This window comes from Nocardiopsis sp. NPDC006938 (genome assembly GCF_042869555.1).
In the GTDB taxonomy this organism is placed as follows: Bacteria; Actinomycetota; Actinomycetes; order Streptosporangiales; family Streptosporangiaceae; genus Nocardiopsis.
In genome coordinates this window covers 416,264-440,020 of sequence record NZ_JBIAGA010000003.1, presented here as the reverse complement: position 1 = coordinate 440,020, position 23,757 = coordinate 416,264, and the positions used below count along the sequence as shown (strand labels likewise).

Here is a 23,757-nt window from a genome sequence, read left to right as displayed (position 1 = left end):
CCTCGACCGTGCACCGGATCCTGACCCGCTACAAGTGTGCCCGCCTGACCCACACCGACCGGGCCACAAGGCGCGCGGTGCGCCGCTACGAACGTTGCCGCCCTGGTGAGCTGGTGCACGTGGACATCAAAAAGCTCGGCAACGTCCCCGACGGCGGTGGCCACAAGACCCTGGGACGTTCCCAGGGCCGCAAGAACCGCTCCAGGGCCGGGTACGCCTACCTGCACAACGCCGTGGACGATCACTCACGCCTGGCCTACACCGAGATCCTCGCCGACGAGAGGAAAGACACCGCGACCGGGTTCTGGCAGCGTGCCCAGGCGTTCTTCGCCTCGGCGGGGATCATCGTGGAGCGGGTGATGACTGACAACGGGTCCTGCTACAAGTCCCACCTGTGGCGTGATCTGCTCGCTGCGCAGGGCATCAAGCACAAGCGCATCCGCCCTTACCGGCCCCAGACCAACGGCAAGGTGGAGCGGTTCAACCGGACACTGACCGAGGAGTGGGCCTACGCCCGCCCCTACCGGTCAGAGGCTGACAAGCGGGAGGCGTTCACCGGATGGTTGCACCACTACAATCACCACCGGTTCCACACCGCCATTGGCGGCCCTCCCGCCTCCCGCGTACCTAACCTCTCAGGTCAGTACACCTAGGCCCCGCCGCCGCTCCGCCGGCCTCAGCCGACCAGCATCAGGAAGAACGCGCCCAGGGCGAGCAACACCACCGAGCCGACGATGATCGCGGTCGAGCCCACGGCGACGATCAGCACCTCCACGGTCACCGCGCCGCCCAGCGCCGCCGCGATCCACGGCCACCGGGCCCTGGGGGCCCAGTCGTGTCGGCGCTCACGTGCCGTCGCGACCAGGAACGCCAGCCCGATCAGGAGCCAGAAGCCCAGGTGGGCGGCGATGCGCACTCCCGGTTCGACGTGGTCGGCGATGCCGCCGACGATCATGACGTAGAAGACGGTGCCGACGGCCAGGTGCCAGAACCCCCGACCGCGTTCGACGGGGATGACCTTGCTCCTGGCCGGTGTGGTGCGCCGGAAGCGTTCCGCCGCGACCGGGGGTTCGCCGCTCCCCGGTGCGGGGTCCGGTCGGGGTCCGGCGCGCGGCGCCCGTCCGGGTTCGGTGGGGCGGACGTACCCGCCCTCCGGTGGTGGTTCCTCTGGCTGGTGGTATCCGCCGGGGTACTGGGGGGAGTCGGACACGGAGGTTCCGCCCCTTCACGGTCGATCCGGACCTGACTGTCCTGTTGTCGTACCGTGGTCCTACCCGCCACGGCCCGTGGTCAAATCCCGGCCTCCGGGGCGGTACGCCCCGCCGCGGGCCGTCCGTTCCGCACGGCCGCGCGCCCCGGGCACGGCGAAGGGGCCCGCCGACGAGGTCGGACGGGCCCCCGACACGTGAGTTCCCTAAAGAACGTTCAGCGTGTGCTGGTTACCACCAGCTCCAGCCGTTGCCCTTGCGAGAGGTCTTCGCGTGCATGGTCATAGCATCCACCTTTCCATCGATGTCTCCGGCCCATCCCGCAACCAAGATGTCCCATACGGGCGGGCTTCACAAGACCCGGGTTCGAATATTCGTCATTCCGTGGTCGACCCTCGACCGTGTATTGCAGCGGCGGTGCGCGAAAGCCCACCGAAGCCGCCGTTCTCGCAGTTCAGGCAAGTGCCCATTGCCCCACGTCAAACCTGCCCTCCCCGGTGACCTGCCAAGACAACACCGGCGCGGGGCAAAATCCCCGAACAAGAACATTACAGAGTGTGATGGTATCGCTATTGTGGTGGGCGCGCTGGGAAACGGCCCAATCGCCCCGGAACGATCCGCTCCGTGGTCGCGGTCGACGTGACGGCACGTACCAGCAAGTGGACGGACCAGAAGATACCCACACAGAACATCGCTTCTCGGGCTTTTCGCTACAACGGCGTGGTCACCCTTCGTAGTGGCGAAGGAACCTGCTCCCTCGCGGAAGTCGGTCCCCGATCGGGCCTCAAAGGCGGGTTTCGGGCCACACTTAAGGCGGGTTATCTTTCTCGCCAAAAACGCGGGCGGCCCTGGACCCGTTCCGGGTCCAGGGCCGCCCGCGGACAGCGTGAGGGTCGGGAGGGGGGACGGGGTCAGGGCATCGCCAGACCGCCCACGATCAGGGCGGCCCCGGCGGAGACCAGGCCGACGACCAGACTGACCGCTCCGCACTGGATCAGGACCCGGAACCGGTTCGGGCTCCGGGGTTCGCGGCCGATGACCGAGAGGAAGAACCCGGCGGGCATGAGGATCGCGGACAGGAGCACCAGGTCGCCCAGGAGTCGGCCCCAGTCCGGGACGGTGGGCTGGTCCAACAGCAGGCGCACGACCAGTCCGAGAATCACCAGGACCCCGGCGTGCGCGTGTCCCGCGCGAAAGTGGGTCCGCTGGAGTTCGTTGGCGGGGACGACGCCGTTGACCACGCGGAGGAGGAACGTGCCCCCGTAGGCGATGCCGACCACGGTGAGGAGGACGGCACCGGAGGTGATGAGCGTCGCGGCTGACATGGGTCTACTCCCGATCTGGTGTGGGGGGTGGTTCCGGCGCCGCGAAGAGCAGACCGGCGCTGCGCCGGGTGACGGTGGACAGGTCGGCGTCCCCGAGCAGGGCCCGCACCCCGGAGCTGTCGAGGTTCCCGGAGAGCGCCAGGGTGGCGATGCCGTGCACGATCGCCCAACCCGCCACGACCCCGGCCGCGGGGTCCTCGACCCGGCGACCCGCCTCGGAGACCGAGGCGACCCCGGAGCGCAGTTCGCCGAAGGCCTCGCCGCGAGCGGCGGCGAGCTCGGGGTCGTCCTCGTCGAGCAGGGTCGGCGCGAACATCACCTGGAAGTGCGCGGGGCGCTCCGTGGCGAAGCGCACGTACTCCACCCCGGACTCCAGGAAGCCGCCGTCGGCCTCGCGGTTGGCCCGCAGCCGGGCGGCCAGCTCGGTGAAACCCTCGGTGGCCAGGGCGTTGAGGACGCCCTCCCTACTGCCGAAGTGGTACCTGGGGGCCGTGTGGCTCACCCCGAGGTCGGCCGCGAGCGAGCGCAGGCTGAAGGTGTAGGGACCGTCCCGTTCGATGACCTCCGCGGCCCGGGCCAGGACGGCGGTCCGTAGGTTTCCGTGGTGGTATCCGTCTGCCATGCGCTGAACTATACACCGAAAAGTTTCCACCGTATAGATTCGGGCGTGGAAATACGGAGCCCCTGGGGCATAGGCGGTTCGGGTCCGCCAGGGTAGTGTGGGAGGACACCGGCCACCCGCCTCAGGGGATAGACGCTTCGCCGGTGACACTCGCGGCTCCGGCCCGGACGCACTCCCGCCACAGGGATCAGCGGCATCCGTCCAGCAGGGCCCGGCACACGTCGAGGGGCCCGGTTCATTGAACCGGGCCCCTCGACGTGTGTCCTGTGCGAAAACCGGCGCGGAACACCTCCCACGCCTGCCCCACGACAAAGGCCCCGCCGTTGAGGCGAGGCCCTGTGTGTCTTGATCTGTGGTGGAGCTATGGGGATTTGAACCCCAGACCCCCTCGATGCGAACGAGGTGCGCTACCGGACTGCGCCATAGCCCCTGAAGACATGTGAAACTCTATCAGGAGATACGGGGTGGTCCGAACCCGCGCCGCGACTCAGTCCCCTGCGGCCCGCAACCGGGCGTCGGCGTACTGGTCGTACACCTGGCTGCGGCGTTCGATGAAGGCGATGATCTGCGCCTCGCGCTCGGCCTCGCGGGCCTGCTCCGCCTCGGCACGACGCGCCCGCACCGCGGCCTGGCGGCGCGCTCGGGCCACGGCCACACGGCGCTCGGCGTCGGCCTTGGCGGCCTCGCGCAGCAGTGCCATGTGCCCGACCAACAGCAGGACCGGCGGGGCGACGACCCACCACGGCCCCAGACCGAAGGCGACCGCCACGACGGTGCCGACGTTCAGCAGGATCAGCACGGTGGTGCGACGGCGCCGACGGGCGATGACGCGGGCGCGCGGCTCGTGGCCCGGACGGACCCGCCCCTGGACCTCGGGGCGCTCCGCCTCCGTCGGCCGCTCGTCGGCGCCGTCGTCGACGCTGACGGCGGGACGGGGGATCACCTGGGTCTCGGTGAGGTCCGGGCTCCCCTCGTCGCCTGAGGCGTCCTCGGCGGAGTCGTCGGCCTCGGCCGTCTCGACGTCGTCGTCCTCACGGCGGGCGTCCTCCGGGACGGTGTCCACGGAGTCCTTCCGCAGCAGCATCGGAACCAGGACGATGAGCCAGACCACCACGATGGCCAGGTACAGAGGAGAGCTGCTCATCACCCCTCCTCACGATGACGGCCACTGAACGTTGGTCGACACTTCGTCGACACCGCTCCGCGTGTGGCTGGACGTACTCCCGGAAGTAGAGACGTCCTCCGGCTGGACATCGTTCCTGGCCCTCGTCGGACCGGGGTCGATTCCCGTACGGCAAATCCACGCGTAGCCCGCATCGTCAATGCGTCTATGTTCCGCACGGTACGACCCCGTGTCCATAAATGCGCCACATTCCGACCGGAGTGTCGCAAGATTGTGGACCCTCAGTTTCGGTCGTCACACCCTCCAGAACGAAAGACCAGGTCAGACGGCGACTGCGGAGAGCAGCGCCAATTCAACGCAAAGTAATGAATCATTGTGCTTAAAGAGGGGTTTAAGATCCCGACGCATCCGTGATGGTGCCATGTTCACGGTGATCCGGGGCGCGGACTCGCCGGGTCCCACGGATCACCGCCGCCGTTCGGGCCTTGTGGCCCCAATGCGGAACCAGAGCCGGAACCCCCTTCCTCCGGTGGACCGGAAGGGCCTCCGTCGTACCAGCGGCGCAGCACGCCCCGGGGCACCTCCTCCGCCGTGAGGGCGTAGCAGATGTGGTCCCGCCACGCGCCGTCGATGTGCAACTGGCGTCTGCGAACCCCCTCGTCCCGGAAGCCCAGTTTGGTGGCCACCCGTCTGCTGGCGCGGTTCTCGGGGCGGATGTTGGCCTCGATCCGGTGGAGTCCGACGGTGAAGAACGAGTGGTCGACGGCGAGGGCGACGGCGGTCGGGGTGATGCCGCGCCCCGCGTGGCCGCTGTCCACCCAGTAGCCGACCTGCGCCGACCTGGCCGACCCCCACACGATGGCTCCCACGGTGAGCTGGCCCACGAAGGCGCCCTCGTAGGTGATCGCCCACGGCATCGACAAGCCCGCCCTGGCCTCGCGCCGGATCGCCTGGAGCATGGCCACGTAGGGCGCGAGCCCGGTGGTGCGCAGCGGCATCTCCGGGTAGGTGGGCTCCCAGGGCCGCAACCACTCGGCGTTGCGCGCCCGGGTGTCCCGGAGCACGGGGGCGTCGCGAAGCCGCAGAGGGCGAAGAGCGATCGGCCCCTCCTGAAGGGTGACGGGCCACCCCTGTCTGCGGTTCACGTCCGTCCTTCCGAGCCCTCCGGACCGCCCTGCGCGGTCGCGCCTTCCAGCCCTCGGCGCTCGTGCGCGCCCGGAGCCGGTGACGCCCTCCAGTATTCCACTCCGTGGGCGTGAGGTGGCGGGCGTCACCCCCACCGCACGAGAATCGGCCGTTTCCAAACTCCATTCACTCCAGCACCGAAAACCGGCACCGGGTCAAGGAATTGCCTCGCCCCGGAATGCCCCCGATGTGATTCCGGTCATTGTCCGGTGTCATTCGGACGAAGGGTGGTCCCCGCCACACAGCTGGTCGATCGCGTGGCCCAGAACCGGCTCCAGCACGTCCATCCCGTCGCGGACTCCCCCCCTGGACCCGGGCAGGTTCACCACGATCGCGCGGTGACCGGAACGTTCGGCGACACCCGCCAGCCCCCGCGAGAGCACGGCGGCGGGCACGCCCCGGTCCCGCCCCGCAGCGCGCAAGGCCTCGGCGATCCCGGGGATCTCCAGGGTCAGGAGCGGGCGCGTCACCTCGGGAGTGAGGTCCTGCGGGGTGAGGCCGGTGCCCCCGGTGGTCAGCACGGCGTCCACGCCCTCGTCGAGCGCGCGCTCGATCGCCTCGGCGACCGCGGAGCCGTCCGGTACCACCCAGGGCCCCACGACCGCGCAGCCCATGGACCGCAGCCGCTCCGCGATCACCGGCCCGGAACGGTCCGGATACACGCCGCTGGCGGCCCGGTTGGACGCCGTCACCACCGCGACCCGGCGCACGGGATCACTCACCGCGCCTCCAGTGCCCCTTCTTGCCGCCGGTCTTCTCCTCGACCCGTACCCGGGTCACCTCGGCCTCGGGGTCGATCGCCTTCACCATGTCGACCAGACCGAGCGCGGCGGTCATCACACAGGTGAGCGCCTCCATCTCGACCCCGGTGCGGTCGGCGGTGCGCACCGTGGCGCTGACGTTCACCCCGTCGTCCACCACCGTGAGGTCCACGTCCACGCCGTGCACGGCGATGGGGTGGCACAGCGGGACGAGGTCGGGGGTGCGCTTGGCGCCCTGGATGCCCGCGATCCGCGCGACCGCGAGGGCGTCGCCCTTGGGCACGGCGCCGTCACGCAGGGCGGCGACGGTCTCCGGACTGAGCAGGACGCGCCCGGTGGCCGTGGCGGAACGGGCGCTGACATCCTTGGCGGAGACGTCCACCATGCGCGCGGAACCGGACTCGTCGAGGTGCGTGAGGCCTGAGGGGTGCGCCTCCGGCCGTGGGGTGTCGGTCATCGCTGTGGAGCCACTCATCGTCTCGTGCGGGCACGCTGCCGCCCGGATCGGTCGACCGCGGGGACACGGGGTGCCGAGTCCCACGATGACCGTACTCCCCCGCGAGGACACACGGACCGCGTCCGTCGAGTGTGGTCCGTGGTCGCCCGCACCGGCCCGGACGCCCGCCCCTGGCACGCGCCCGGCGAACCAGAGGAAGGCGGACGTACCGCCTTCCCGGCCGGACCCCCGCCCTGCGGACCGGGCCCGCCGACCTCAGTACCGGGGCAGGACGAGGACCTCCGCCAGGTCTCCGGCGGCCAGCGCGACGGCCTCCTCCGGCACCACGAGGAGCGCGTTGGCGTCGGCCAGCGCGGACAGCTGGTGCGAACCCTGCCGCACCGCCGGGGCGACGGTCGGCACCGGGTCCTGGGCGGTGGGCTCGGACAGTACGGCACGCAGGTAGGAGCGCCGTCCCTCGGGCGAATCCACCTCGGTGGCCAACCGTGCCCGCACGCTCGGCAGCGGAGTCGGGGGCAGGCCGCGCAGCCTGCGCAGCACGGGCCGGACGAACAGGTGGAACGAGACGAAGGCGCTCACCGGGTTGCCGGGCAGCGTGAGGATCGGGGTGGCGTCCGGGCCGATGGTGCCGAACCCCTGGGGCTTGCCCGGCTGCATCGCCACCTGGGTGAACTCCACGGTTCCCTTCGTGGAGAGCACCTCCTTGACCACGTCGTAGGCCCCCATGCTCACTCCGCCGGTGGTCACCACGACGTCGGCGCGCACCAGGAGGCCCTCCAGCGTGTCCCAGACGGCGGCCGGGTCGTCGCCGACGAAGCCGTGGCGGTAGACCTCGCAGCCCTCGTCCCTGGCGGCGGCGGCCAGCATGTGACTGTTGGACTCGTAGATCTGCCCGGGCCCGAGAGGGCGTCCGGGCTCCACCAGCTCCTCGCCCGTGGAGAGCACCACCACGCGCGGCCGGGGCCGCACCGGAACCGAGCGGCGCCCGACCGCGGCCAGCACCCCCATCTCCCCCGCGCCGACCCGGACCCCCGCCCCCAGTACGGTCGCGCCCTCGTGGACGTCCTCGCCCCGGCGCCGCACGAAGGAGCCCGGTCGCGCGGGGCGGTCGACGGACACCTCCACGGTGCCGCCGTCGGTCCACTCCACCGGGACCACGGCGTCGGCGCCCTCGGGCATGGGGGCCCCGGTCATGATCCGGGCGCACAGCCCGGGCCGGATCGCCGTTGGGCTCGCGTCGCCCGCCGGGATGTCGGCCACCACGGGGAGCCGGACCGGGTGCGCGGCCGAGGCGTCGGCCAGGTCGGCGGCGTGTACCGCGTAGCCGTCCATCGACGAGTTGTCGAAGCCCGGCAGGGACACCGGGGAGACGACCGGCTCGGCGAGCACCGTCCCGTGGGCCCGCAGCAGGTCGAGCTCGGTCGGTTCGGGCACGGCGACCAGGCCCAGGAGGTCGGAGATGTGCTGTTCGACGCTCTTCATGAGGTCCTTCCGGGTCGCGGACGCGCTGGAGGTGCCGCCCCGTCGCCGAGGGGCACCGGACCCATTGTGGCCACCTCCGCCCCCGGACGCCGGACCCCGCGACGGGACGGGTGCGGGCCCGCCCCGCAACGATCAGCCCCGGAGCCGCTCCTGGCGGTCCAGGAACTCCCTCAGCCAGGGCAGGAGCTCGTCCGCGAGGTCCGGGCGCCCGCAGGCGAACTCGACCACGGTGCGGATGTACTCGGCCTTGTTCCCGGTGTCGTAGCGGTTGCCGCGCAGCAGCACACCGTGCACGCCGCCGCCCCGCTCGGCCGGGATACGCGCCAGGTCCTTGAGGGCGTCGGTCAGCTGGATCTCCCCGCCCCGGCCGGGAGGGGTGTCGTGCAGGACCGGGAAGACCGCCGGGTCGCACACGTAGCGGCCGATGATCGCCCACCGGCTGGGCGCCTGGTCCGGGGAGGGCTTCTCGACCAGGTCGGTGACGGTGACGACGTCGTCTTCGTCGGTGGTCTCCACCGCCGCGCAGCCGTAGAGCGAGACCTGCTCGGGCTCCACCTCCATGAGCGCGACGACGCTGCCGCCCCTGGCCTGGCGCACCTCGATCATGCGGCGGAGCAGGTCGGCGGACTCGATGAGGTCGTCGCCGAGGAGCACCGCGAAGGGGTTGTCGCCGACGTGGGCCTCCGCGCACAGCACGGCGTGTCCCAGCCCCCGGGGCTCGCCCTGGCGGACGTAGTGCACCTGGGCGAGGTCGCTGGACTCGCGGACCGACCTGAGCTTGTCGTCCTCGCCCTTGGCCGCGAGCGCCTCCTCCAGCTCGTAGGCGCGGTCGAAGTGGTCCTCGATGGAGCGTTTGCTGCGCCCGGTGATCATGAGCACGTCGCTGAGCCCGGCTTCGACGGCCTCCTCCACGACGTACTGGATCGCGGGCTTGTCCACGATCGGCAGCATCTCCTTGGGGGTGGCCTTGGTGGCGGGAAGGAAGCGGGTGCCCAGCCCGGCCGCCGGTACGACCGCCTTGGTCACGGCGGCGTCGGTACGGGGTCGCTTCTGATCGGTGTCGGCGCTCATGAACGGCACTTTAGGACAGACAACCCCGGTTACGTGGCCTGATACCGCCCCGTGGCCGAGAAGTCCCCGCTGTTTCGGGCGAACGCGTGGAAACCGCAACCGGGTGTTCACCCCCTCGGGGAACCCGGCTCCGGGTGCCACACTGGACCCCATGGCTGCCACGAACGACCCCGAACGCACCGCCAAGCGCGCGCTGCGCACCCGTCTGCTCGCCGAGCGGCGGGAGCGGAGCCAGCGTGAGCGCGACCGCGCGGGTTCGGCGATCCGCGACGCCCTCCTGGGGCTGCCGCGGCTGGCCGCGGCCGGGACCGTCGCCTGCTACTACTCCGTGGGAGGCGAGCCCGGCACCCGGGAGCTGGTGGACGCCCTGCGCGGGCGGGGCACGCGGGTGCTCCTCCCGGTCTTCCTTCCCGACGGGTCGCTGGACTGGGCGGACTACGACGGCCCGGCCGGTCTCGCCCCCGCCGGGCACGGACTGCTGGAGCCGACCGGTCGGCGGTACGGGGTCGGGGCGCTGGACCGCGCCGAAGCGGTGGTGTGCCCGGCCGTGGCCGTGGACCGGCGCGGGACGCGGATGGGGCGCGGCGCGGGCTGCTACGACCGCGCGCTGCCGCTCCGGGGTCCGCGCACTCCGGCGATCGCCGTGGTGCACGACGAGGAGTTCGTGGACCTGCTGCCCTCGGAGGCGCACGACCGCCCGGTGGACGCGGTGGTGACCCCCGGCGGCGGGCTGCGGGTGTTCGATCCTGAATCGGCCGTCTGGACCGGCGACCACCCGGGGTGACCCGGCCCGCACGGGGATTAAGGCACCCGGGCGCGGCGTTATGGCTGGCGGTCGTGTCCCGGACGGGCCCCCGGTACGCGCGTCCCCTCCCCACCGGCCCGGAGCCGCCCCGCTCACGCGGGGGCGCCCGGGACACGGACGGCGAGGGGCTGTCGCGGCGGCGGTCGGCGAACGCGTACTATTTAGCAGTCGACGGGTGTGAGTGCCAGCAAGGAGGACCCGGAACAGTGCCTACGTACCAGTACGCGTGCACCGCGTGTGACGCCCAGATGGAGGTCGTGCAGAGCTTCAGCGACGACTCGCTGACGGTCTGCCCCGAGTGCGAGGGACGCCTGCGCAAGGTGTACTCCGCGGTCGGCATCGTCTTCAAGGGTTCGGGCTTCTACCGCACCGACAGCGGCAAGTCCACCACGAACAGCTCCGCCCTGACCGGCTCCAACTCCGCCGACGGCGGCACCGAGGCCAAGAGCGACAAGGCCGCCGAGCCCGCCAAGGCCTCCTCCGACTCCGGCGCGGCCGCCCCCGCCGCCTCGACCGCGGGTGCCGGCACCGGCGGCGACTCGTCGAGCGGCAAGAGCACCAGCGGCAGCACCGCCGCCGCCAGCAGCTGAGCCACCCACCGTTGACCGTGGCAGCGCCGCCGAGACCCCTCGGCGGCGCTTTCGTCCTTCCTGGGGGGCTTCGAGCCCTGTGAGCGCGGCGGCGGCCCGGGGGCCGAGGCTCCGACGCGTGTCGGCACGGCCCGCTGACCGCGCGGGGGAGCCACCCGCACCGGAGCGTGAACGCGCCGCAATCCCCCCTGTGGACAACCCCTCGGACCGCCCCCGGCCCGCCTAGCGTTGGAGGCATGACCCCCTCCCCGCCCCCGTACCGGCACCGGAGCGGCCCGCTCCGCCTGCTCGACCGCCACCGGCGCCTCGTCGCCTCGCTGCTGACCGCCCTGGCCGTGCTCTGCGCCGTCCTGGTGCTGCGGCCCCCTCCCGAGCCCGTCACCCGGGTCCTGGCCGCGGCCCGGGACCTCGACGCAAGCGCGCCGCTGTCCGAGGACGACCTCGTCCCCCTGGCGCTGGCCGGGCGCGCCGCGCCCGACGGGGCCCTGTCCCCCGGCGACCGGGCCGCCGGGATGTCGCTGAACGCCCCGGTACGCCGGGGCGAGGTGCTCACCGACGCGCGCCTGAGCGACCCCCCGGCGCTCCCCTACGGCGCCGACATGGTCGCGGTGCCGGTGCGTGTGGCCGACCCCGGGATGGTGGGACTGCTCTCCCCCGGCAGACGGGTGGACGTCCTGGCCGCCGCCGGAGCCGCCGGGGCCGATCCGTTCGGCGGGCCGACCGCCCGGTCCGGGCCCGCCGTCGAGGTGGTCGGCGACCGCCCGGTCCTGGCCGTTCCCGACGAGGAGGGCGGCGGCGGGGAGGGCGGCGCACTGGTCGTCATCGCCGCGACCAGGGAGGAGGCCCGGGCCCTGGCCGGGCACGCGCCCTCCTCGCGCCTGTCTGTCACCATTCGCGGTTGACCGATGACCAGGGGTGGTGAAAGCTGTCCGGGCGCCGTTCGGCGCGTTCACCACTCACGAACACGTAGGGCAGTTCCATGGAAGGCTTCAAGAAGTTCCTGCTCCAGGGAAACCTGGTGCAGCTGGCGGTCGCGGTCGTCATCGGCTCCGTCTTCGCCGGGCTCATCTCGGCCCTGACCGAAGGGTTCATCACCCCGCTCCTGGGGATCTTCGGCGGCGTCCCCACCTTCGGGGACCTCTACTTCGAGATCAACGGCAGTCGGTTCCTGTACGGGGCGTTCGTCGACGCCCTGGTGTCGTTCCTGATCACCGCAGCGGTGCTCTACTTCCTCGTGGTGCTGCCCATGGGCAAGCTGATGGAGAAGTTCATCAAGGCGGAGGAGGCCACCACCCGCGAGTGCCCGCACTGCGTCACGGAGATCAGCAAGAAGGCCAGCAAGTGCCCCCACTGCACCAGTGAGGTCACCCCGGAGACCGTCGCCTAGGGTTCCGGGACGCCCCGGCGGGCCCCGACCAGCCCCCGGACACGCGGGAGGGCGGCCCCCACGGGACCGCCCTCCGGGTCGTGCGTCGTACCGGCCAAACAAGCCCTAACCCTTGTACTCCCAGTGCCAGGGCTCGAAGGGGCTCGACTTGGCCCAGGCCGGGTGAATCCAGTTGTACTTGGCGCCGTTGGTCTCCATCCAGTTCCACCGCTCGGAACGGAAGTTCTGGATGCCGCACCCGAGGTCGATCGCCTCGCCCAGACCGTGGTTACTGGTGCCCGGGATCGCCGCGAAGCCGGGCGGCTGCTCGGCGTACACGCGGTGCTGGTTGGGCAGGTCGCGGTAGGCGCTGGTGATGCAGATGTTCTCGCCGAACTCCTCGACGTACTCCACGTTCAGCTGGAGGAACTCGACGGCCGCGTCGGCGCGCAGGAACTTGTCGTCGTAGAGCGAGCAGAGCGCCTCCTGCGGGAGCAGGCCGTTGGGGTAGCCGCCCGCGTTCGATGCCTTGCTCGGGTCGCAGTCGGCCGCCGCCATGTACGCCTCCGGGTCCAGCCCCCGGGACTCCAGTTCGTCGGTGAGCTCGTTCATGCTCGTCTCGGACTGCTCCCGCAACGAGTCCACCTCTGCCGCGAGCTCCGCCTGCTCCAGCTGCGTGAACGTCTGGAGCTCCTGCGCCTCGCCGGCGAGTTCCACCTGGTCCTCGCGCAGGTTGGTGGCGTCCTGGATGAGCGCCTGGTTGTCCTCGGACAGCTTGGCCGCGTAGGACTGCGTCTGGAGGTCCTCGTCGAGGTCTCCCGCGGCGAGGATGCCGATGACACCCGCGTCGGGCTGCTGGTACATGGTGCTGGCCAGCCGCGCGAGCGGTTCCCGCATCTCGTTGAGGTCGCCCTCGATCTGCTGGAGCTCGTGGAGCGTGGAGATCAGGTCCTCCTGCGCCGCCTCCAGCTCGTCCTGGCGCTTGACGTACTCGTCGGTGGCCTTCTCCAGGGCTTCGGCGGCGTTCTCGGCGCGCTCACGGAGGTCCTCCAGGCTCGCCTCGGCTGGCGGGGCGACGGTCACCGACCCGGGAACGACGAACAGGGACGTGACCAGCATGAGTGTCAGCGCCTGCGCGATCCGGACCCGGTGGTGTGCCCCCAGGGCGGTCAGCACCCCGCTACCCGGTACGCGGGACCTACGCCGCGCCGACTCGGAAGTGAACGGCACGAATGATCCTCCGGCTGCATTTTCCTCGAACACCTACTCGTGGCCGCAAGGCAACGTACTACATGTCCACATGCGGTCACACTGGACCGTACGGCCCCGCGGCCGTACCAGCGGACGGTCGGCCACCGTCCTCCCGGCCGTCTCACCGGGCCTTTGGAAGAAGACCTGGTCGTCGGGGTGCGGTGCTCCCTCGCACCCGCCCGCCCAGAGTGACCGAAGCACGCGGGCGACTCTGATCACGACACGCGAAATGAACAACATCACACCGCGACCAGGACAACCGATCGTAGGTCAGCGTACTGTGCCGCGCACGTAGAGTGCCTCGCCCGCACCGCCCCAACGCCAATCGGGACCCCAGGCACCCCCATCCTGGGTTAGGCTTGGCCCCGTGGTCGGGTAACGTCCGGGCCAGGCATCACCCATGGCTCCATAGCTCAGGGGATAGAGCACCGCTCTCCTAAAGCGGGTGTCGCAGGTTCGAATCCTGCTGGGGCCGCATCACGTGACCTGCGAGAACGTCGCGGAGTCACCGACTGGGGAAGCCCCGTGGTTCGCAATCCAGGTTGCGGCCCGCGGGGCTTTTCCCGTCTCCGGGGTCCGTCAAATCACCACAAGTCCCCGTACGTCTCTCCTGCTCAGTGAGAAAGTCGGCTCCCCGCCCGTGTCGGGCGGCGGGGAGCGCTCCCTCCCACGCCATCATGAAGCAGGGAAAGACCAGGTCGAGGGCGTGCGCGCGCACGGACGGGGGTGGCCGTATGGGGGACGCGAACGACGCGACCGGACCCGACGAAGGCGCCGGAGGGCGTCAGCGCGGCGGGTCTCCCTCAGCGATCTCCGGGGCCCTGAAGAAGGCGCCCCACCCCGGCCCGCAGCACTGGGGAGGCCCCCGACCGCGCAGGTCGGAGCCGGAACGGCTCTTCCCTCGAAGCTTCGCCCGGCTGTCACCCAAGGACCTGTGAGGCGGCCCCTCTGCGGAACGGCGCCTACGGGTGACCGGACTCACAGGAACCCGCGCCAGGGGGCGAGCACGATCTCGCTGAACTTGGCCGCGAACGGGCGCCCCCGCCACTCCTCCTCGGTGAGCTCGCGGGCGTTGGTGAGGTCGGTCTCGAAGACCTTCTCCAGGTGTCGGGCCACGCTCTCGTCGAAGATCTCGACGTTGATCTCGTAGTTGCCGGTGAGGCTGAGACGGTCGACGTTGGCCGTGCCGATCGTGCTCCACCTGCCGTCCACGGTGGCGGTCTTGGCGTGCACCATGGCGTCCTGGTAGAGCCACAGCCGCACCCCGCCCCGGAGCAGTTCGGAGTACCGGCCGCGCGCCATCCAGTCGGCGACGACGTGGTTGGAGTTCTCGGGCACGAGCACGTTGACGTCCACACCCCGCCCCGCCGCCTCGACGAGGACGTTGGCGAGTTCGCGGTCCGGGATGAAGTAGGCCTGGGTGAAGATCACTCTCTCCTTGGCCCGGTCGACCGCCTCCAGGAACATGGCGCGGATGGGGTAGATGATGAGTTCGGGGACGTTGCGGTGGACCCGGATGCGCGAGTCCCACTCCGCTTCTCCGAGCCCGTCCAGCGCGGGCTGGTCCGCCCGCCGGTTGGTGTTCCAGAAGTCCACGAAGGCGTTCTCCAGCTCCCACACCGCCGGGCCGACCAACCTGAGGTGGGTGTCGCGCCACTCGATGGCGTAGGTGGAGCCGACGTTGAACCCGCCGACGAACCCCGTTTCACCGTCCACCGTGAGGATCTTGCGGTGATCCCGGCCGGACTTGCGCACGTTGAGCAGGAGCACTCCCGGGCGGAACGCCGGGTAGCGCATGACGTGGACCGAGGGAGGGAAGCGGAAGAAGGAGCGCGGCACGACGAGGTTGGCGAAGCCGTCGTAGATGACGTACACCTCGACGCCGCGTTCGGCCGCCTCGATCAGCGCGGCCTTGAACTCCTGCCCCACCACGTCGGACTTGACGATGTAGGACTCGAAGAGGACCCGGTGGCGTGCGCCCCGGATGGCGGAGAGCATGTCCTCGAAGAGGTCCGCCCCGTAGGTGTAGACCGTGGCGGTGGTCTCCCCCACCGGTACCGAGGCGGGGTCGGTACGCGGGAAGTCGACGCGGTGCGGGCGCACCCTCTTGCGCCACTGGTCGATCCCGACGAGGGTCGCGACCACCGCGACCTGGGTGGCCAACAGTCCCAGCAGTCCCCGCCTGACCCAGGTCGTGATGGTCGAGCGTCTCAGCATGCGGTCGCCTCCCGAACGGCCGTCCGCCGTGCCCCCGCGACGGCGGCCACCCCGGAACCAAGGTGGAGCACCACCGTAACCCGGTGCCCGTGCGGGAACCGGGCACGAACCGCGTACCGGGAGCAACTCGGCGCCGACCCCCTCCCCGGCCTGGTCCGCGCGTACCGTGCCGGGGGCCGGGCCTCTCACCGCCCCGGTCAGGCCTCCTCGCGCCGCCGCAGCACCAGGAGTTCGGTGGTGGGGCTCTCCCTGCGACCGCGCACGAGCCTGCGGTCCAGCCGGTAGAGCAGGGCTCCGGCGAGCCACCCCGTCGCAGCGGTCACGGTGGCGGCGCGGAGGACCCCGCCCCAGACCTTGCGCCACGGCAGGGAGGCGTCGACCTGCGCGTTCATCAGCATGAGCATGGGCACGCGGCGCACGATGTCGAATCCGGCCTTGTCGGCCAGAGCCGCGATCGTCTCCAGGGTGCGATTGACCTGGTGTTCGCCGCGCTGCTCGGGGCGCTGGAGACAGTTCTCGGAGATCACGAGGGTGCCTCCGGGGCGCACGACCCGGCCGAGGGCGCCGAAGGCGGCCGCGTAGCGGTCGTCGTCGGTGATGTGGAAGAGCACGTCCATGCAGGAGGCGGCGTCGAAGCTGGCGTCCTCGAAGGCGTCCAGCTCCGAGACGTCCTGGCGGAGGAACCGGTGCTGGGGGAACCGGCCGCGGAGGCGGTCGACGGCGGCGTCGGTCATGTCGCAGCCGGTGACGTCCCCGGCCCCCAGGCGCTCCCACTGGCTCACGTAGAAGCCCGTGCCGCTGCCCGCGTCGAGAACGCTGGCGCCCCGGAGTCCCAGTTGGCCGACCTCGCGGAGGAAGACCTCCTCGCGGACCCGGTACATCCAGGTGTTGAAGGGTCGGCCGAGGGCCCGGTAGCCGACGCCGCTCTCGGTCCAGTCACCTTCGAGGCGGTGTTCCCAGAAGTCACGGAGTTCACTGTGCGTAGCCATGACGCCACTCTCACACTGGCGACCCCCGTTGTCCTGCCGCAGCGCCGACCCGGACCCGATCCCCGTGGGCCGCCCCGCCCCGTACGGCTCCGGACGGGGTCGCGGACGCGGGGACACGCCCACATCGCCCGTGTGAGCCGCCATGAAAGAGGAATGATCCCCTTCCGTGGCATGTGCGGACTTCGTCCGGCCCGAGCGCCCGCCGTCCACGGCATCTGACGGGCCGGTGTGAGATGCGCCGAAACGCCTACGAATCCGTCGGACTTCGACGGCATAATGCGCCCATGGCCCTTCCTCGCGTGATCGCCACCGACCTTGACGGAACCCTCCTCGGCCGCACCGGCCAGGTCTCCCCCCGCAACCACCGCGCCCTGACCGCCGCCGTGGAGGCGGGCGTGCGGGTCGTCCTCGTCACCGCCCGCCCGCCGCGCGCCACCGAAGCCTTCGCCGCCCTGTTCGACTGCGCCGCCGTGGTCTGCGGCAACGGCGCCCACGCCCAGCTCCCCGGGGGCGCCGAACCGATGGTCCGGGCGATCGACCGGGAGACCTCCGGCACGATCGTGGAGAAGCTGCGGGCCTCCCTACCGGGGCTGGGGTTCGGGGTGGAGACCGGCCTGGACTTCTACCACGACGCCGACTACCAGCTGGAGCCGTGGATCGAACCGGGCTCGGTGACGGTGCTCGACGACACCGACGCGCTGCTGGACGCCGCGACCCCCGTCACCAAGCTCGTCGCCCGGTCCCAGGACTACCCCGTGCACGTGATGTACGAGGCGGCGGTGGCCTCCGTGGGCACGCTCGCCGAACCCACCTACTCGGGCGGGGCGGGGCTGGTGGAGATCAGCGCGACCGGCGTCAACAAGGGCAGCACCCTCGCGATGCTGTGCGAGGGCTGGGGCGTGACCCGCGAGGAGGTCGTGTTCTTCGGGGACATGCCCAACGACCGTTCGGCGCTGACCTGGGCGGGGGCCGGGTACGCGATGAGCAGTGGCCACCCGGACCTGCTCGACCCCGCGCTCGGCCTCCGGGTGGCGCCCTCCAGCTTCGAGGACGGGGTGGGCCGCGTGGTGGAGGAGATCCTGGAACGGGCCTGACCGCCGCCGGGGCCCGCGCCCCGATATTCGGTGGCCGGGAACGCGGCGCGGCTCCTACGGTGACGGGGACCTTGGCCCCGACTCCGTAGAGAAACCCCCGTGCCGCACCCCACCCAGCTCGTGTCGTCGCTCGCCTCCCCCGATCGGCTGTCGCTGTTCGCCCGGATCGTCTCCGCGGGCCCCGAGGGGTGGGAGCCGAGCGGTCCGGGCGGTGCGGCGGGCAAGCACCTGGACCGGCTACTCAAGGACGGTCTGGTTTGCGAGGAGGACGGGCGGATCGTCGCCGTGCCCGAGGTCTTCGCCGAGGCCATGCGCGAGCACAAGGCGCAGACCCGGGTGACCGACCCCGTGGACGCGCTGTTCCACGAGGGTCGGCTCACCTCGATGCCCGCCAGGCGGGATCTGCGCCTGGCGGTGCTGGAACGCCTCTGCGGGCGGTTGTTCGCCCCGGAACTGGAGTACACGGAGAAGCAGGTGAACACGGCGCTGCTGACCTGTTTCGACGACCCCTCCGCGCTGCGCCGCTACCTGGTCGAAGAGGGGTTCCTGGAGCGGGAGGACGACGGCAGCCGGTACCGCCGCTCCCGGAGCTAGGGGTACTCAACCTCCATGGTCAGTACACCCAGCCGCCCCGGGCCCCCTGACCACGGCTCCGTGAGCGCGCCCGGCGCTCCGGGCAGGGCCGGTGATGCGCGAACGGTCGCGCCCCCGGCCCGGGCCGGGCCACGGGTTCCCGGGCGGCTTCGCCGCCGCGTCCGTGCCCGGGCCCGGACGCGGCTCAGACCGGGGCCGGAGCGCCCTCGGCCGTGCGTCTGAGGGCGCTCGCGTGTGCGTCGAAGGCCTCCCGACCAGAGGCGGTGAGGGCCACGTGGGGCCCGGACCGGGTTCCGCGCTCCCGCGTGACGACGGTGAGGTACCCCTCCTCCCGGAGGGCGCGGATCGGCTCGGACAGTGCGGACGCGTCCGTCCCCAGCGTGTTGGCCAGCGCGCCGGTGCCCGCGCGGTCCACCCCGGACAGGGCGGCGGCGAGGGCGAACCGGTCGGTGGGGAGCAGCGCCTCGTCCAGCGCGCCGCCGGGGTGGGCGGTGTGCCGGAGCGCCCGGCCGCGCACCCCGATCCGGTTGAGCGCCACCGACGCGAGCAGGGGCAGAGCGCTCAGGAGCGCCCCGCCGACCCACCACGGTGTGGACGCGGGGAAGAGGGCGAGCCCGAACACGACGGTGCCGGTGAGCATCGCCACGCCGGTGCCGGTGAGCGCGTAGTGCGCCGCCAGGCGCCCCGGGAGCCGCACCGGCTGGTGGTACGCGTAGAGGTTGAGGACGATCGGGACGGTCGTGACGAGCACGAGGAACGGCAGGGGGATACGGCCGCCGCCCGCCGCGATGGCCACGGCCGGGAGGACGACGGCGAGGACGAGCCCCGCGACGCCGCTCGCGGGCCATCGGGCGTGCGCCCGCATGTCCCTCCTGAGGGGTTCGGCGTCGTTCAGGGTCTGGAGTGCTGCTTCGCGGTTCACTGGACCACCCTGGGTCGGACTGGACATCCGTTCCAGGGTGACACTCACTTTCCTTATTGGCAAGTATGTGCACAGGGGCACAGTCGGCCGCGGCCCCCCTGTGTCGTCAGTGCGCGGGCTTGACCACGCAGAACGCGTTGCCCTCGGGATCGCGCAGCACCTGGAACGCCCCGTGTTCGTCGGTGACGGGCTCCCCCACGGCGACGGCCCCGAGCGCCACGGCCGCGCGGGAGGCGTCCGCCAGGTCGCCGACGAGCAGGTCCGGGTGGACGCGGTCGCGCCCGCCCCCTGGTTCGGAGGTCGGCTGGAACGAGATCCGGGGCTGCCCCGAGGCGCCGTGGAGAACGGCCCAACCGTCCGGCCGCACCTCGACCTCCCCTCCGAGCAGCGAGGACCAGAAACGGGCGAGGGCAGGCGGGTCGACGGCGTTGACCACCCACTGGACAAGGCTTCCCACAGTCATGCGGACACACTAACGGCCGCCGGGGCATCCCCCCGGCGGCCGCGCGGACGACGAGTCAGTGGAGGACCTTCAGCCCCACCACACCGGCGACGATGGCGATCAGACACAGGGCCTTGGGCACACTGAAGCCCTCACCGAGGACGAACATGCCGATCAGCGCCGTGCCGACCACACCGATGGAGACCCAGACGGCGTACCCGGTACCGAGGGGGATCGTGCGCAGGGCGTAGGCCAGGCCGGCCATGCTCAGGGCCAGGGTGACGCCGAAGGTCACCGTGGGCCACAGGCGGGTGAAGCCCTGCGACGCGTTGAGCGCGGCGGCCCACGCGGTTTCGAGAAGACCGGAGATCACCAGAACGATCCAGGCCATGACCTTTACCTCCAAGACGTGCGAACTGTGGTTCGCGCCGTCTTGTCTTGACCGGGTACGGCGCACCTCGTCCGGAGTCTTCAGGTACTCGCACAGTACAACGGCCCCGGCGGTGCCGCCCTTCCGGGGTGACCGGAGAGTCCGGTCACCCCGGCGGACCGGTCCGGCGGGGCTGAGACCCTGGTCGGGGACCGCGCGCCGCCCACGGCGTGGCGCTCCGCGCGACCGCCCCTCGACACCCGGTGCCGGGAGGCGTAGACACAGTAGACGAACGAGAGCCCGGAAGGCGGTGACGAGGCATGGGACGGGTGACCGCCCGCGAGAGAATCCTCCGAATCAGGGAGGGGGTCGCGAGCGAACGCGTCGACACCCTCGTGGTGGAGGAACCCCTGGAGATCAGGCTGGACGGCTCCCCGCTGAGCATCACCATGCGCACCCCGGGGAGCGACTTCGACCTGGCCGCCGGGTTCCTGGTGAGCGAGGGGGTGGTGTCCGAGGGCCCGCACGTCGCGGCCATCCGCTACTGCGCCGGGGCCACCGAGGACGGCTCCAACACCTACAACGTGCTGGACGTGTCCCTGGCGCCCGAGGTACCGCGCCCCGACACCTCCCTGGAGCGCAACTTCTACACCTCCTCCTCGTGCGGACTGTGCGGGAAGGCCAGCCTGGACGCCGTGCGCACCAAGGCGCGGTGGCCGGTGGACGACGACCCCCTGCGCGTCGACGTGCCCACCGTGACCGTGCTGCCCGATCGTCTGCGCGAGGCCCAGCGGGTGTTCGACCGCACCGGCGGCCTGCACGCCGCCGGACTGTTCACCGCCACGGGCGAGCTGCTCGCCCTGCGCGAGGACGTGGGACGGCACAACGCGGTGGACAAGCTGGTCGGCTGGGCGCTGCGCTCCGGTCGGCTCCCCCTGCGCGAGACCGTGCTCATGGTGTCGGGACGCGCCTCGTTCGAGCTGGTCCAGAAGGCGTGGATGGCGGGCATCCCCATGATGACGGCCGTCTCCGCTCCCTCGTCGCTCGCCGTCGACCTCGCGACGGAGGCGGGCATCACCCTCGTCGGCTTCCTGCGCGGCGACTCCATGAACGTCTACAGCGGCACGCACCGCGTCCTGGTGTAGGGCGCGACCTCCGGGCTCCAGGACTCCCGGGCTCCGAGCGGGCAAGCGGCCCCGGAACGGCAGGTGAGCGCGGACGGGGGCCGTGCGCCGGGGCGCGTGCGCCCGGGCCCGCACCGCCCGCCGACCGTTCGGCGCGCCAGTCGACCGTTCGTCGCACGGTGGGCGACCGCTCGACGCTCCTCGTCCGCGTTCGGCGCGCGCCCCGGCACGCCCCCCTGCTCAGACGTGGTGTCGCTCCTTACAGTGCCGGGTAACCCACGTCACACGAACTGGTCATACCAGGCGTCACCGCACCAACAGCGCGAACGCGACCAGACGCGGCACCGTCCCCGCCATCCCCCCGGAGGTAACGAACAGCATGACAAGCCAACCCTCGGCCAAGGACCCCACGTCCCAGCCGGCCACGGACGAGGCCCACGAGTCGGAACCCATCCCGACCGAGACCTTCGTCGCCATGCACGGCGACCCCAGGTTCCTCCAGCTCAGGCGGACCCTGTACGTCTTCGTCTTCCCGATGACGGTGCTGTTCCTCATCTGGTACGCCATCTACGTCGCCATGTCCGGGTTCGCCCGCGACATCATGGCGATCGAGGTCGCCGCCGGGTTCAACGTGGCGCTGCTCCTGGGGCTGCTCCAGTTCGTCTCGACCTTCGGGATCGCGATCCTCTACTCCTGGTACGCCCGCAAGAAGTTCGACCCGCTCTCGTACGAACTGCGTGACGAGCTCCTGGGCGCCAACGGCTCCAAGGAGGAGGCCAAGTGATCCTCTCGACCGGACTCCTCCTCGCGCAGGAGGGCACCGTCAGCGGTGCCAGCCGGACCATCACCATGGTCCTGTTCCTGCTCACCATCGCGGGCACGCTGGCCATCACCGCGTGGGCCAACAAACGCACGCACACGGCCACCGACTTCCACTCCGGCGGACGCGGCTTCACCGCCACCCAGAACGGGTTCGCCATCGCGGGCGACTACATGTCGGCCGCGTCCTTCCTCGGCATCGCGGGCATGATCGCGCTGTCCGGCTATGACGGCTTCCTGTACTCCATCGGGTTCCTCGTCGCCTGGCTGATCGCGCTCCTACTGGTCGCCGAGATGCTGCGCAACTCCGGCCGCTTCACCATGGGCGACGTGCTGTCGTACCGGATGCAGCAGCGCCCGGTCCGCACGGCCGCGGCCGTGTCCACCCTGACCGTGTCGATCTTCTACCTGATCGCGCAGATGGTCGGCGCGGGCGCCCTCATCGCCCTGCTGCTGGGCATCCAGGGCGACCAGACCTACCTCGGCATGTCCGGTGACGTCGCCAAGATCCTCGGCATCGTCGTGGTCGGCCTGCTGATGGTCATCTACGTGACCTTCGGCGGGATGAAGGGCACCACCTGGGTCCAGATCGTCCAGGCCGCCTTCCTCATGATCAGCGTCGCCTTCCTGGTGCTGCTGACCCTGTCCATCTACGGTTTCAGCCTGCCCGAGCTGATGACCCAGGCGGCCAACTCCAGCCGGGTCGGCGACGAGACCTTCCTCCAGCCCGGCCTGCTGTACGGCCAGGAGGTCGACAGCGCCGTCCAGACCATGTGGAACAAGCTCGACCTGATCAGCCTCGGCATGGCCCTGGTGCTCGGCACCGCCGGGCTGCCCCACGTCCTGATCCGCTTCTACACGGTCCCGGACTCCACCACCGCCCGCAAGTCCGTCAACTGGGGCATCGGCCTCATCGGCGTCTTCTACCTGATGACCCTGGTGCTGGGCTTCGGCGCCGCCGCTCTGGTCGGCTACGAGACCATCCAGGACCAGAACCCGGCGGGCAACACCGCCGCGCCGATGCTCGCGGAGGCGGTCGGCGCCCACATCGGCGGGCCGGTCTTCGCGTCGATCATGCTGGCGGTCATCGCCTCGGTGGCCTTCGCGACCATCCTCACCACGGTCGCCGGCCTCACCATCGCCTCGTCCTCGTCCCTGGCCCACGACTTCTACAACTCCGTGATCCGCAAGGGGAAGGCGACCGGTGCCGAGGAGGTGAAGGTCGCCCGGGTCGTCACCTGGTTCGTCGGCTTGGTCGCCATCGTCCTCGCGGTGTTCGCGCAGAACCTCAACGTGGCCTTCCTGGTCTCGTTGGCGTTCGCCATCGCGGCCTCCGCGAACCTGCCGACGCTCCTGCTCAGCCTGTTCTGGAAGCGCTTCAACACCGCCGGCGCCCTCGCGGGCATCTACGGCGGTCTGATCAGCGCGGTCGGCCTGGTGTTCTTCTCGCCGGTGGTCTCGGGTTCGGAGACCGCGCTCATCCCCGGCGCGGACTTCGCGTGGTTCCCGATGCCCAACCCGGCGCTGGTCTCGGTTCCGCTGGGCCTGCTCTGCGCGGTCGTCGGAACGCTGATGTCCAAGGAGAGCGACTACGAGAAGTTCGCGATGCTCCAGGTCCGCGCCCTGACCGGCGCGGGCGCGGAGAAGGCCAGCAGCCACTAGCCCGCCGGTCTCCCTGACGGGCCCGCCGCCCCACCGGGCGGCGGGCCCGTCCCGTGTGCCGACTCTGAGGACCCGCGTCACCACCCGCCCCACCAGCGGCCCGGCCGTATCGCACCGGCGACGACGGGGAGAACGGGACATCACGACACGAACAGGAAAGCGGAGGCCAACACGTGAGCGCCGACACATTTCGCGGGGATAGGATCGGTCTGTGTCCTCTCGGTGGCTGTCGCGGCTTTCCCCCTCCCGGCGCCCCACGTCCTCGGAACGCCAGGCGA

The 23,757-nt window shown here is 71.1% G+C and carries 26 protein-coding genes, 2 tRNA genes and 1 riboswitch; of the genes, 12 read left to right on the top strand and 16 right to left on the bottom strand.

What is annotated here, in order from left to right; genetic code table 11:
* Positions 1 to 653 (top strand): IS481 family transposase (locus ACFYL4_RS07475; protein ID WP_387517164.1); only part of this gene is annotated, 653 nt, incomplete at its 5' end.
* 23 nt (positions 654 to 676) lie between these two features.
* Here ACFYL4_RS07475 and ACFYL4_RS07470 read toward each other — a convergent pair.
* From ACFYL4_RS07470 to galU, 10 genes are all read right to left on the bottom strand, one after another.
* Positions 677 to 1,210, bottom strand: a complete 534-nt coding sequence (locus ACFYL4_RS07470; RefSeq protein ID WP_387517162.1) for a hypothetical protein — start codon at positions 1,208 to 1,210, stop codon at positions 677 to 679.
* 909 nt (positions 1,211 to 2,119) lie between these two features.
* Positions 2,120 to 2,533 (bottom strand): hypothetical protein, encoded by a 414-nt coding sequence (locus ACFYL4_RS07465; RefSeq protein WP_387517160.1) that lies wholly within the window; start codon positions 2,531 to 2,533, stop codon positions 2,120 to 2,122.
* A 4-nt stretch (positions 2,534 to 2,537) separates the two neighbouring features.
* Positions 2,538 to 3,155, bottom strand: coding sequence for a TetR/AcrR family transcriptional regulator (locus ACFYL4_RS07460; protein ID WP_357769850.1), 618 nt, complete (start codon positions 3,153 to 3,155; stop codon positions 2,538 to 2,540).
* Between the two features lie 353 nt (positions 3,156 to 3,508).
* Positions 3,509 to 3,585 (bottom strand) — tRNA-Ala (locus ACFYL4_RS07455).
* 57 nt (positions 3,586 to 3,642) lie between these two features.
* Positions 3,643 to 4,299 carry a hypothetical protein gene (locus ACFYL4_RS07450; protein ID WP_387517158.1) on the bottom strand — a complete coding sequence of 219 codons (657 nt, stop codon included), beginning with the start codon at positions 4,297 to 4,299 and terminating at the stop codon, positions 3,643 to 3,645.
* A 404-nt stretch (positions 4,300 to 4,703) separates the two neighbouring features.
* Positions 4,704 to 5,423 carry a GNAT family protein gene (locus ACFYL4_RS07445; protein WP_357769956.1) on the bottom strand — a complete coding sequence of 240 codons (720 nt, stop codon included), beginning with the start codon at positions 5,421 to 5,423 and terminating at the stop codon, positions 4,704 to 4,706.
* A gap of 252 nt (positions 5,424 to 5,675) precedes the next feature.
* Positions 5,676 to 6,185: a MogA/MoaB family molybdenum cofactor biosynthesis protein gene (locus tag ACFYL4_RS07440; RefSeq protein ID WP_357769957.1), complete on the bottom strand. Its 510-nt coding sequence runs from the start codon at positions 6,183 to 6,185 to the stop codon at positions 5,676 to 5,678.
* Entirely contained in the window at positions 6,178 to 6,681 is a 504-nt protein-coding gene (gene moaC, locus ACFYL4_RS07435) for a cyclic pyranopterin monophosphate synthase MoaC (RefSeq protein ID WP_387517155.1), read from the bottom strand. Before moaC ends, ACFYL4_RS07440 begins: the two co-directional genes overlap by 8 nt.
* A gap of 255 nt (positions 6,682 to 6,936) precedes the next feature.
* Positions 6,937 to 8,163, bottom strand: coding sequence for a gephyrin-like molybdotransferase Glp (gene glp / locus ACFYL4_RS07430; RefSeq protein ID WP_387517153.1), 1,227 nt, complete (start codon positions 8,161 to 8,163; stop codon positions 6,937 to 6,939).
* Positions 8,164 to 8,295: 132 nt separating this feature from the next.
* Complete coding sequence (galU, locus tag ACFYL4_RS07425) at positions 8,296 to 9,234, bottom strand: UTP--glucose-1-phosphate uridylyltransferase GalU (RefSeq protein WP_357769961.1); 939 nt, start codon at positions 9,232 to 9,234, stop codon at positions 8,296 to 8,298.
* A gap of 151 nt (positions 9,235 to 9,385) precedes the next feature.
* Between galU and ACFYL4_RS07420 the strand changes: the two genes are divergently transcribed.
* From ACFYL4_RS07420 to ACFYL4_RS07405, 4 genes are all read left to right on the top strand, one after another.
* On the top strand, positions 9,386 to 10,018 hold the full coding sequence (locus tag ACFYL4_RS07420; protein WP_387517150.1) for a 5-formyltetrahydrofolate cyclo-ligase: 633 nt from the start codon (positions 9,386 to 9,388) through the stop codon (positions 10,016 to 10,018).
* Between the two features lie 227 nt (positions 10,019 to 10,245).
* Positions 10,246 to 10,629, top strand: coding sequence for an FmdB family zinc ribbon protein (locus tag ACFYL4_RS07415; protein WP_357769964.1), 384 nt, complete (start codon positions 10,246 to 10,248; stop codon positions 10,627 to 10,629).
* A gap of 236 nt (positions 10,630 to 10,865) precedes the next feature.
* Positions 10,866 to 11,531, top strand: coding sequence for a Flp pilus assembly protein CpaB (locus ACFYL4_RS07410; protein WP_387517148.1), 666 nt, complete (start codon positions 10,866 to 10,868; stop codon positions 11,529 to 11,531).
* Positions 11,532 to 11,608: 77 nt separating this feature from the next.
* A complete protein-coding gene (locus ACFYL4_RS07405) occupies positions 11,609 to 12,016 on the top strand; it encodes an MscL family protein (RefSeq protein WP_357769968.1) in 408 nt (135 codons plus the stop codon).
* A gap of 105 nt (positions 12,017 to 12,121) precedes the next feature.
* Here the strand turns inward: ACFYL4_RS07405 and ACFYL4_RS07400 are convergent, their stop codons facing one another.
* A complete protein-coding gene (locus tag ACFYL4_RS07400) occupies positions 12,122 to 13,225 on the bottom strand; it encodes a D-alanyl-D-alanine carboxypeptidase family protein (RefSeq protein ID WP_357769969.1) in 1,104 nt (367 codons plus the stop codon).
* Between the two features lie 423 nt (positions 13,226 to 13,648).
* On the opposite strand from ACFYL4_RS07400, the gene ACFYL4_RS07395 reads away from it, so the two are divergent.
* Both ACFYL4_RS07395 and ACFYL4_RS07390 read left to right on the top strand, forming a co-directional pair.
* Positions 13,649 to 13,721 (top strand) — tRNA-Arg (locus ACFYL4_RS07395).
* A gap of 259 nt (positions 13,722 to 13,980) precedes the next feature.
* A complete protein-coding gene (locus tag ACFYL4_RS07390) occupies positions 13,981 to 14,184 on the top strand; it encodes a hypothetical protein (RefSeq protein ID WP_357769659.1) in 204 nt (67 codons plus the stop codon).
* A gap of 40 nt (positions 14,185 to 14,224) precedes the next feature.
* On the opposite strand, the gene ACFYL4_RS07385 is transcribed toward ACFYL4_RS07390, so the two are convergent.
* Both ACFYL4_RS07385 and ACFYL4_RS07380 read right to left on the bottom strand, forming a co-directional pair.
* A complete protein-coding gene (locus ACFYL4_RS07385) occupies positions 14,225 to 15,463 on the bottom strand; it encodes a phospholipase D-like domain-containing protein (RefSeq protein WP_357769661.1) in 1,239 nt (412 codons plus the stop codon).
* A gap of 197 nt (positions 15,464 to 15,660) precedes the next feature.
* Entirely contained in the window at positions 15,661 to 16,452 is a 792-nt protein-coding gene (locus ACFYL4_RS07380; RefSeq protein ID WP_357769664.1) for a class I SAM-dependent methyltransferase, read from the bottom strand.
* A gap of 284 nt (positions 16,453 to 16,736) precedes the next feature.
* On the opposite strand from ACFYL4_RS07380, the gene ACFYL4_RS07375 reads away from it, so the two are divergent.
* Both ACFYL4_RS07375 and ACFYL4_RS07370 read left to right on the top strand, forming a co-directional pair.
* Positions 16,737 to 17,546 (top strand): HAD family hydrolase, encoded by an 810-nt coding sequence (locus ACFYL4_RS07375; RefSeq protein WP_357769666.1) that lies wholly within the window; start codon positions 16,737 to 16,739, stop codon positions 17,544 to 17,546.
* 99 nt (positions 17,547 to 17,645) lie between these two features.
* Entirely contained in the window at positions 17,646 to 18,140 is a 495-nt protein-coding gene (locus ACFYL4_RS07370; RefSeq protein WP_387517144.1) for a DUF2087 domain-containing protein, read from the top strand.
* 184 nt (positions 18,141 to 18,324) lie between these two features.
* On the opposite strand, the gene ACFYL4_RS07365 is transcribed toward ACFYL4_RS07370, so the two are convergent.
* The 3 genes from ACFYL4_RS07365 to ACFYL4_RS07355 form a co-directional block, all read right to left on the bottom strand.
* A complete protein-coding gene (locus ACFYL4_RS07365; RefSeq protein WP_357769670.1) occupies positions 18,325 to 19,062 on the bottom strand; it encodes a transcriptional regulator in 738 nt (245 codons plus the stop codon).
* A 106-nt stretch (positions 19,063 to 19,168) separates the two neighbouring features.
* Positions 19,169 to 19,525: a VOC family protein gene (locus ACFYL4_RS07360; protein WP_357769672.1), complete on the bottom strand. Its 357-nt coding sequence runs from the start codon at positions 19,523 to 19,525 to the stop codon at positions 19,169 to 19,171.
* A 55-nt stretch (positions 19,526 to 19,580) separates the two neighbouring features.
* Positions 19,581 to 19,895, bottom strand: coding sequence for a multidrug efflux SMR transporter (locus tag ACFYL4_RS07355; RefSeq protein ID WP_357769674.1), 315 nt, complete (start codon positions 19,893 to 19,895; stop codon positions 19,581 to 19,583).
* A gap of 31 nt (positions 19,896 to 19,926) precedes the next feature.
* Positions 19,927 to 19,999: riboswitch (guanidine-III (ykkC-III) riboswitch) on the bottom strand.
* A gap of 195 nt (positions 20,000 to 20,194) precedes the next feature.
* Here ACFYL4_RS07355 and fdhD point away from each other — a divergent pair.
* The 3 genes from fdhD (at position 20,195) to ACFYL4_RS07340 (ending at position 23,479) form a co-directional block, all read left to right on the top strand.
* Positions 20,195 to 21,019, top strand: coding sequence for a formate dehydrogenase accessory sulfurtransferase FdhD (gene fdhD / locus ACFYL4_RS07350; RefSeq protein ID WP_387517141.1), 825 nt, complete (start codon positions 20,195 to 20,197; stop codon positions 21,017 to 21,019).
* Positions 21,020 to 21,377: 358 nt separating this feature from the next.
* Positions 21,378 to 21,782, top strand: coding sequence for a DUF485 domain-containing protein (locus tag ACFYL4_RS07345; RefSeq protein ID WP_357769678.1), 405 nt, complete (start codon positions 21,378 to 21,380; stop codon positions 21,780 to 21,782).
* A complete protein-coding gene (locus ACFYL4_RS07340; protein WP_357769680.1) occupies positions 21,779 to 23,479 on the top strand; it encodes a cation acetate symporter in 1,701 nt (566 codons plus the stop codon). The genes ACFYL4_RS07345 and ACFYL4_RS07340 overlap by 4 nt, the downstream gene beginning before the upstream one ends.
* Positions 23,480 to 23,757 lie beyond the last annotated feature (278 nt).

Bases quoted from the DNA above. Each gene is read 5' to 3' on its own strand.
- ACFYL4_RS07355 (WP_357769674.1), bottom strand. From the start codon at position 19,895: ATGGCCTGGATCGTTCTGGTGATCTCCGGTCTTCTCGAAACCGCGTGG.
- glp (WP_387517153.1), bottom strand. From the start codon at position 8,163: ATGAAGAGCGTCGAACAGCACATCTCCGACCTCCTGGGCCTGGTCGCC.
- ACFYL4_RS07410 (WP_387517148.1), top strand. From the start codon at position 10,866: ATGACCCCCTCCCCGCCCCCGTACCGGCACCGGAGCGGCCCGCTCCGC.
- ACFYL4_RS07345 (WP_357769678.1), top strand. From the start codon at position 21,378: ATGACAAGCCAACCCTCGGCCAAGGACCCCACGTCCCAGCCGGCCACG.
- fdhD (WP_387517141.1), top strand. From the start codon at position 20,195: ATGGGACGGGTGACCGCCCGCGAGAGAATCCTCCGAATCAGGGAGGGG.
- ACFYL4_RS07390 (WP_357769659.1), top strand. From the start codon at position 13,981: ATGGGGGACGCGAACGACGCGACCGGACCCGACGAAGGCGCCGGAGGG.
- ACFYL4_RS07380 (WP_357769664.1), bottom strand. From the start codon at position 16,452: ATGGCTACGCACAGTGAACTCCGTGACTTCTGGGAACACCGCCTCGAA.
- galU (WP_357769961.1), bottom strand. From the start codon at position 9,234: ATGAGCGCCGACACCGATCAGAAGCGACCCCGTACCGACGCCGCCGTG.
- ACFYL4_RS07360 (WP_357769672.1), bottom strand. From the start codon at position 19,525: ATGACTGTGGGAAGCCTTGTCCAGTGGGTGGTCAACGCCGTCGACCCG.
- ACFYL4_RS07450 (WP_387517158.1), bottom strand. From the start codon at position 4,299: ATGAGCAGCTCTCCTCTGTACCTGGCCATCGTGGTGGTCTGGCTCATC.
- ACFYL4_RS07420 (WP_387517150.1), top strand. From the start codon at position 9,386: ATGGCTGCCACGAACGACCCCGAACGCACCGCCAAGCGCGCGCTGCGC.
- ACFYL4_RS07465 (WP_387517160.1), bottom strand. From the start codon at position 2,533: ATGTCAGCCGCGACGCTCATCACCTCCGGTGCCGTCCTCCTCACCGTG.
- ACFYL4_RS07460 (WP_357769850.1), bottom strand. From the start codon at position 3,155: ATGGCAGACGGATACCACCACGGAAACCTACGGACCGCCGTCCTGGCC.
- ACFYL4_RS07405 (WP_357769968.1), top strand. From the start codon at position 11,609: ATGGAAGGCTTCAAGAAGTTCCTGCTCCAGGGAAACCTGGTGCAGCTG.
- ACFYL4_RS07375 (WP_357769666.1), top strand. From the start codon at position 16,737: ATGGCCCTTCCTCGCGTGATCGCCACCGACCTTGACGGAACCCTCCTC.
- ACFYL4_RS07385 (WP_357769661.1), bottom strand. From the start codon at position 15,463: ATGCTGAGACGCTCGACCATCACGACCTGGGTCAGGCGGGGACTGCTG.
- moaC (WP_387517155.1), bottom strand. From the start codon at position 6,681: ATGACCGACACCCCACGGCCGGAGGCGCACCCCTCAGGCCTCACGCAC.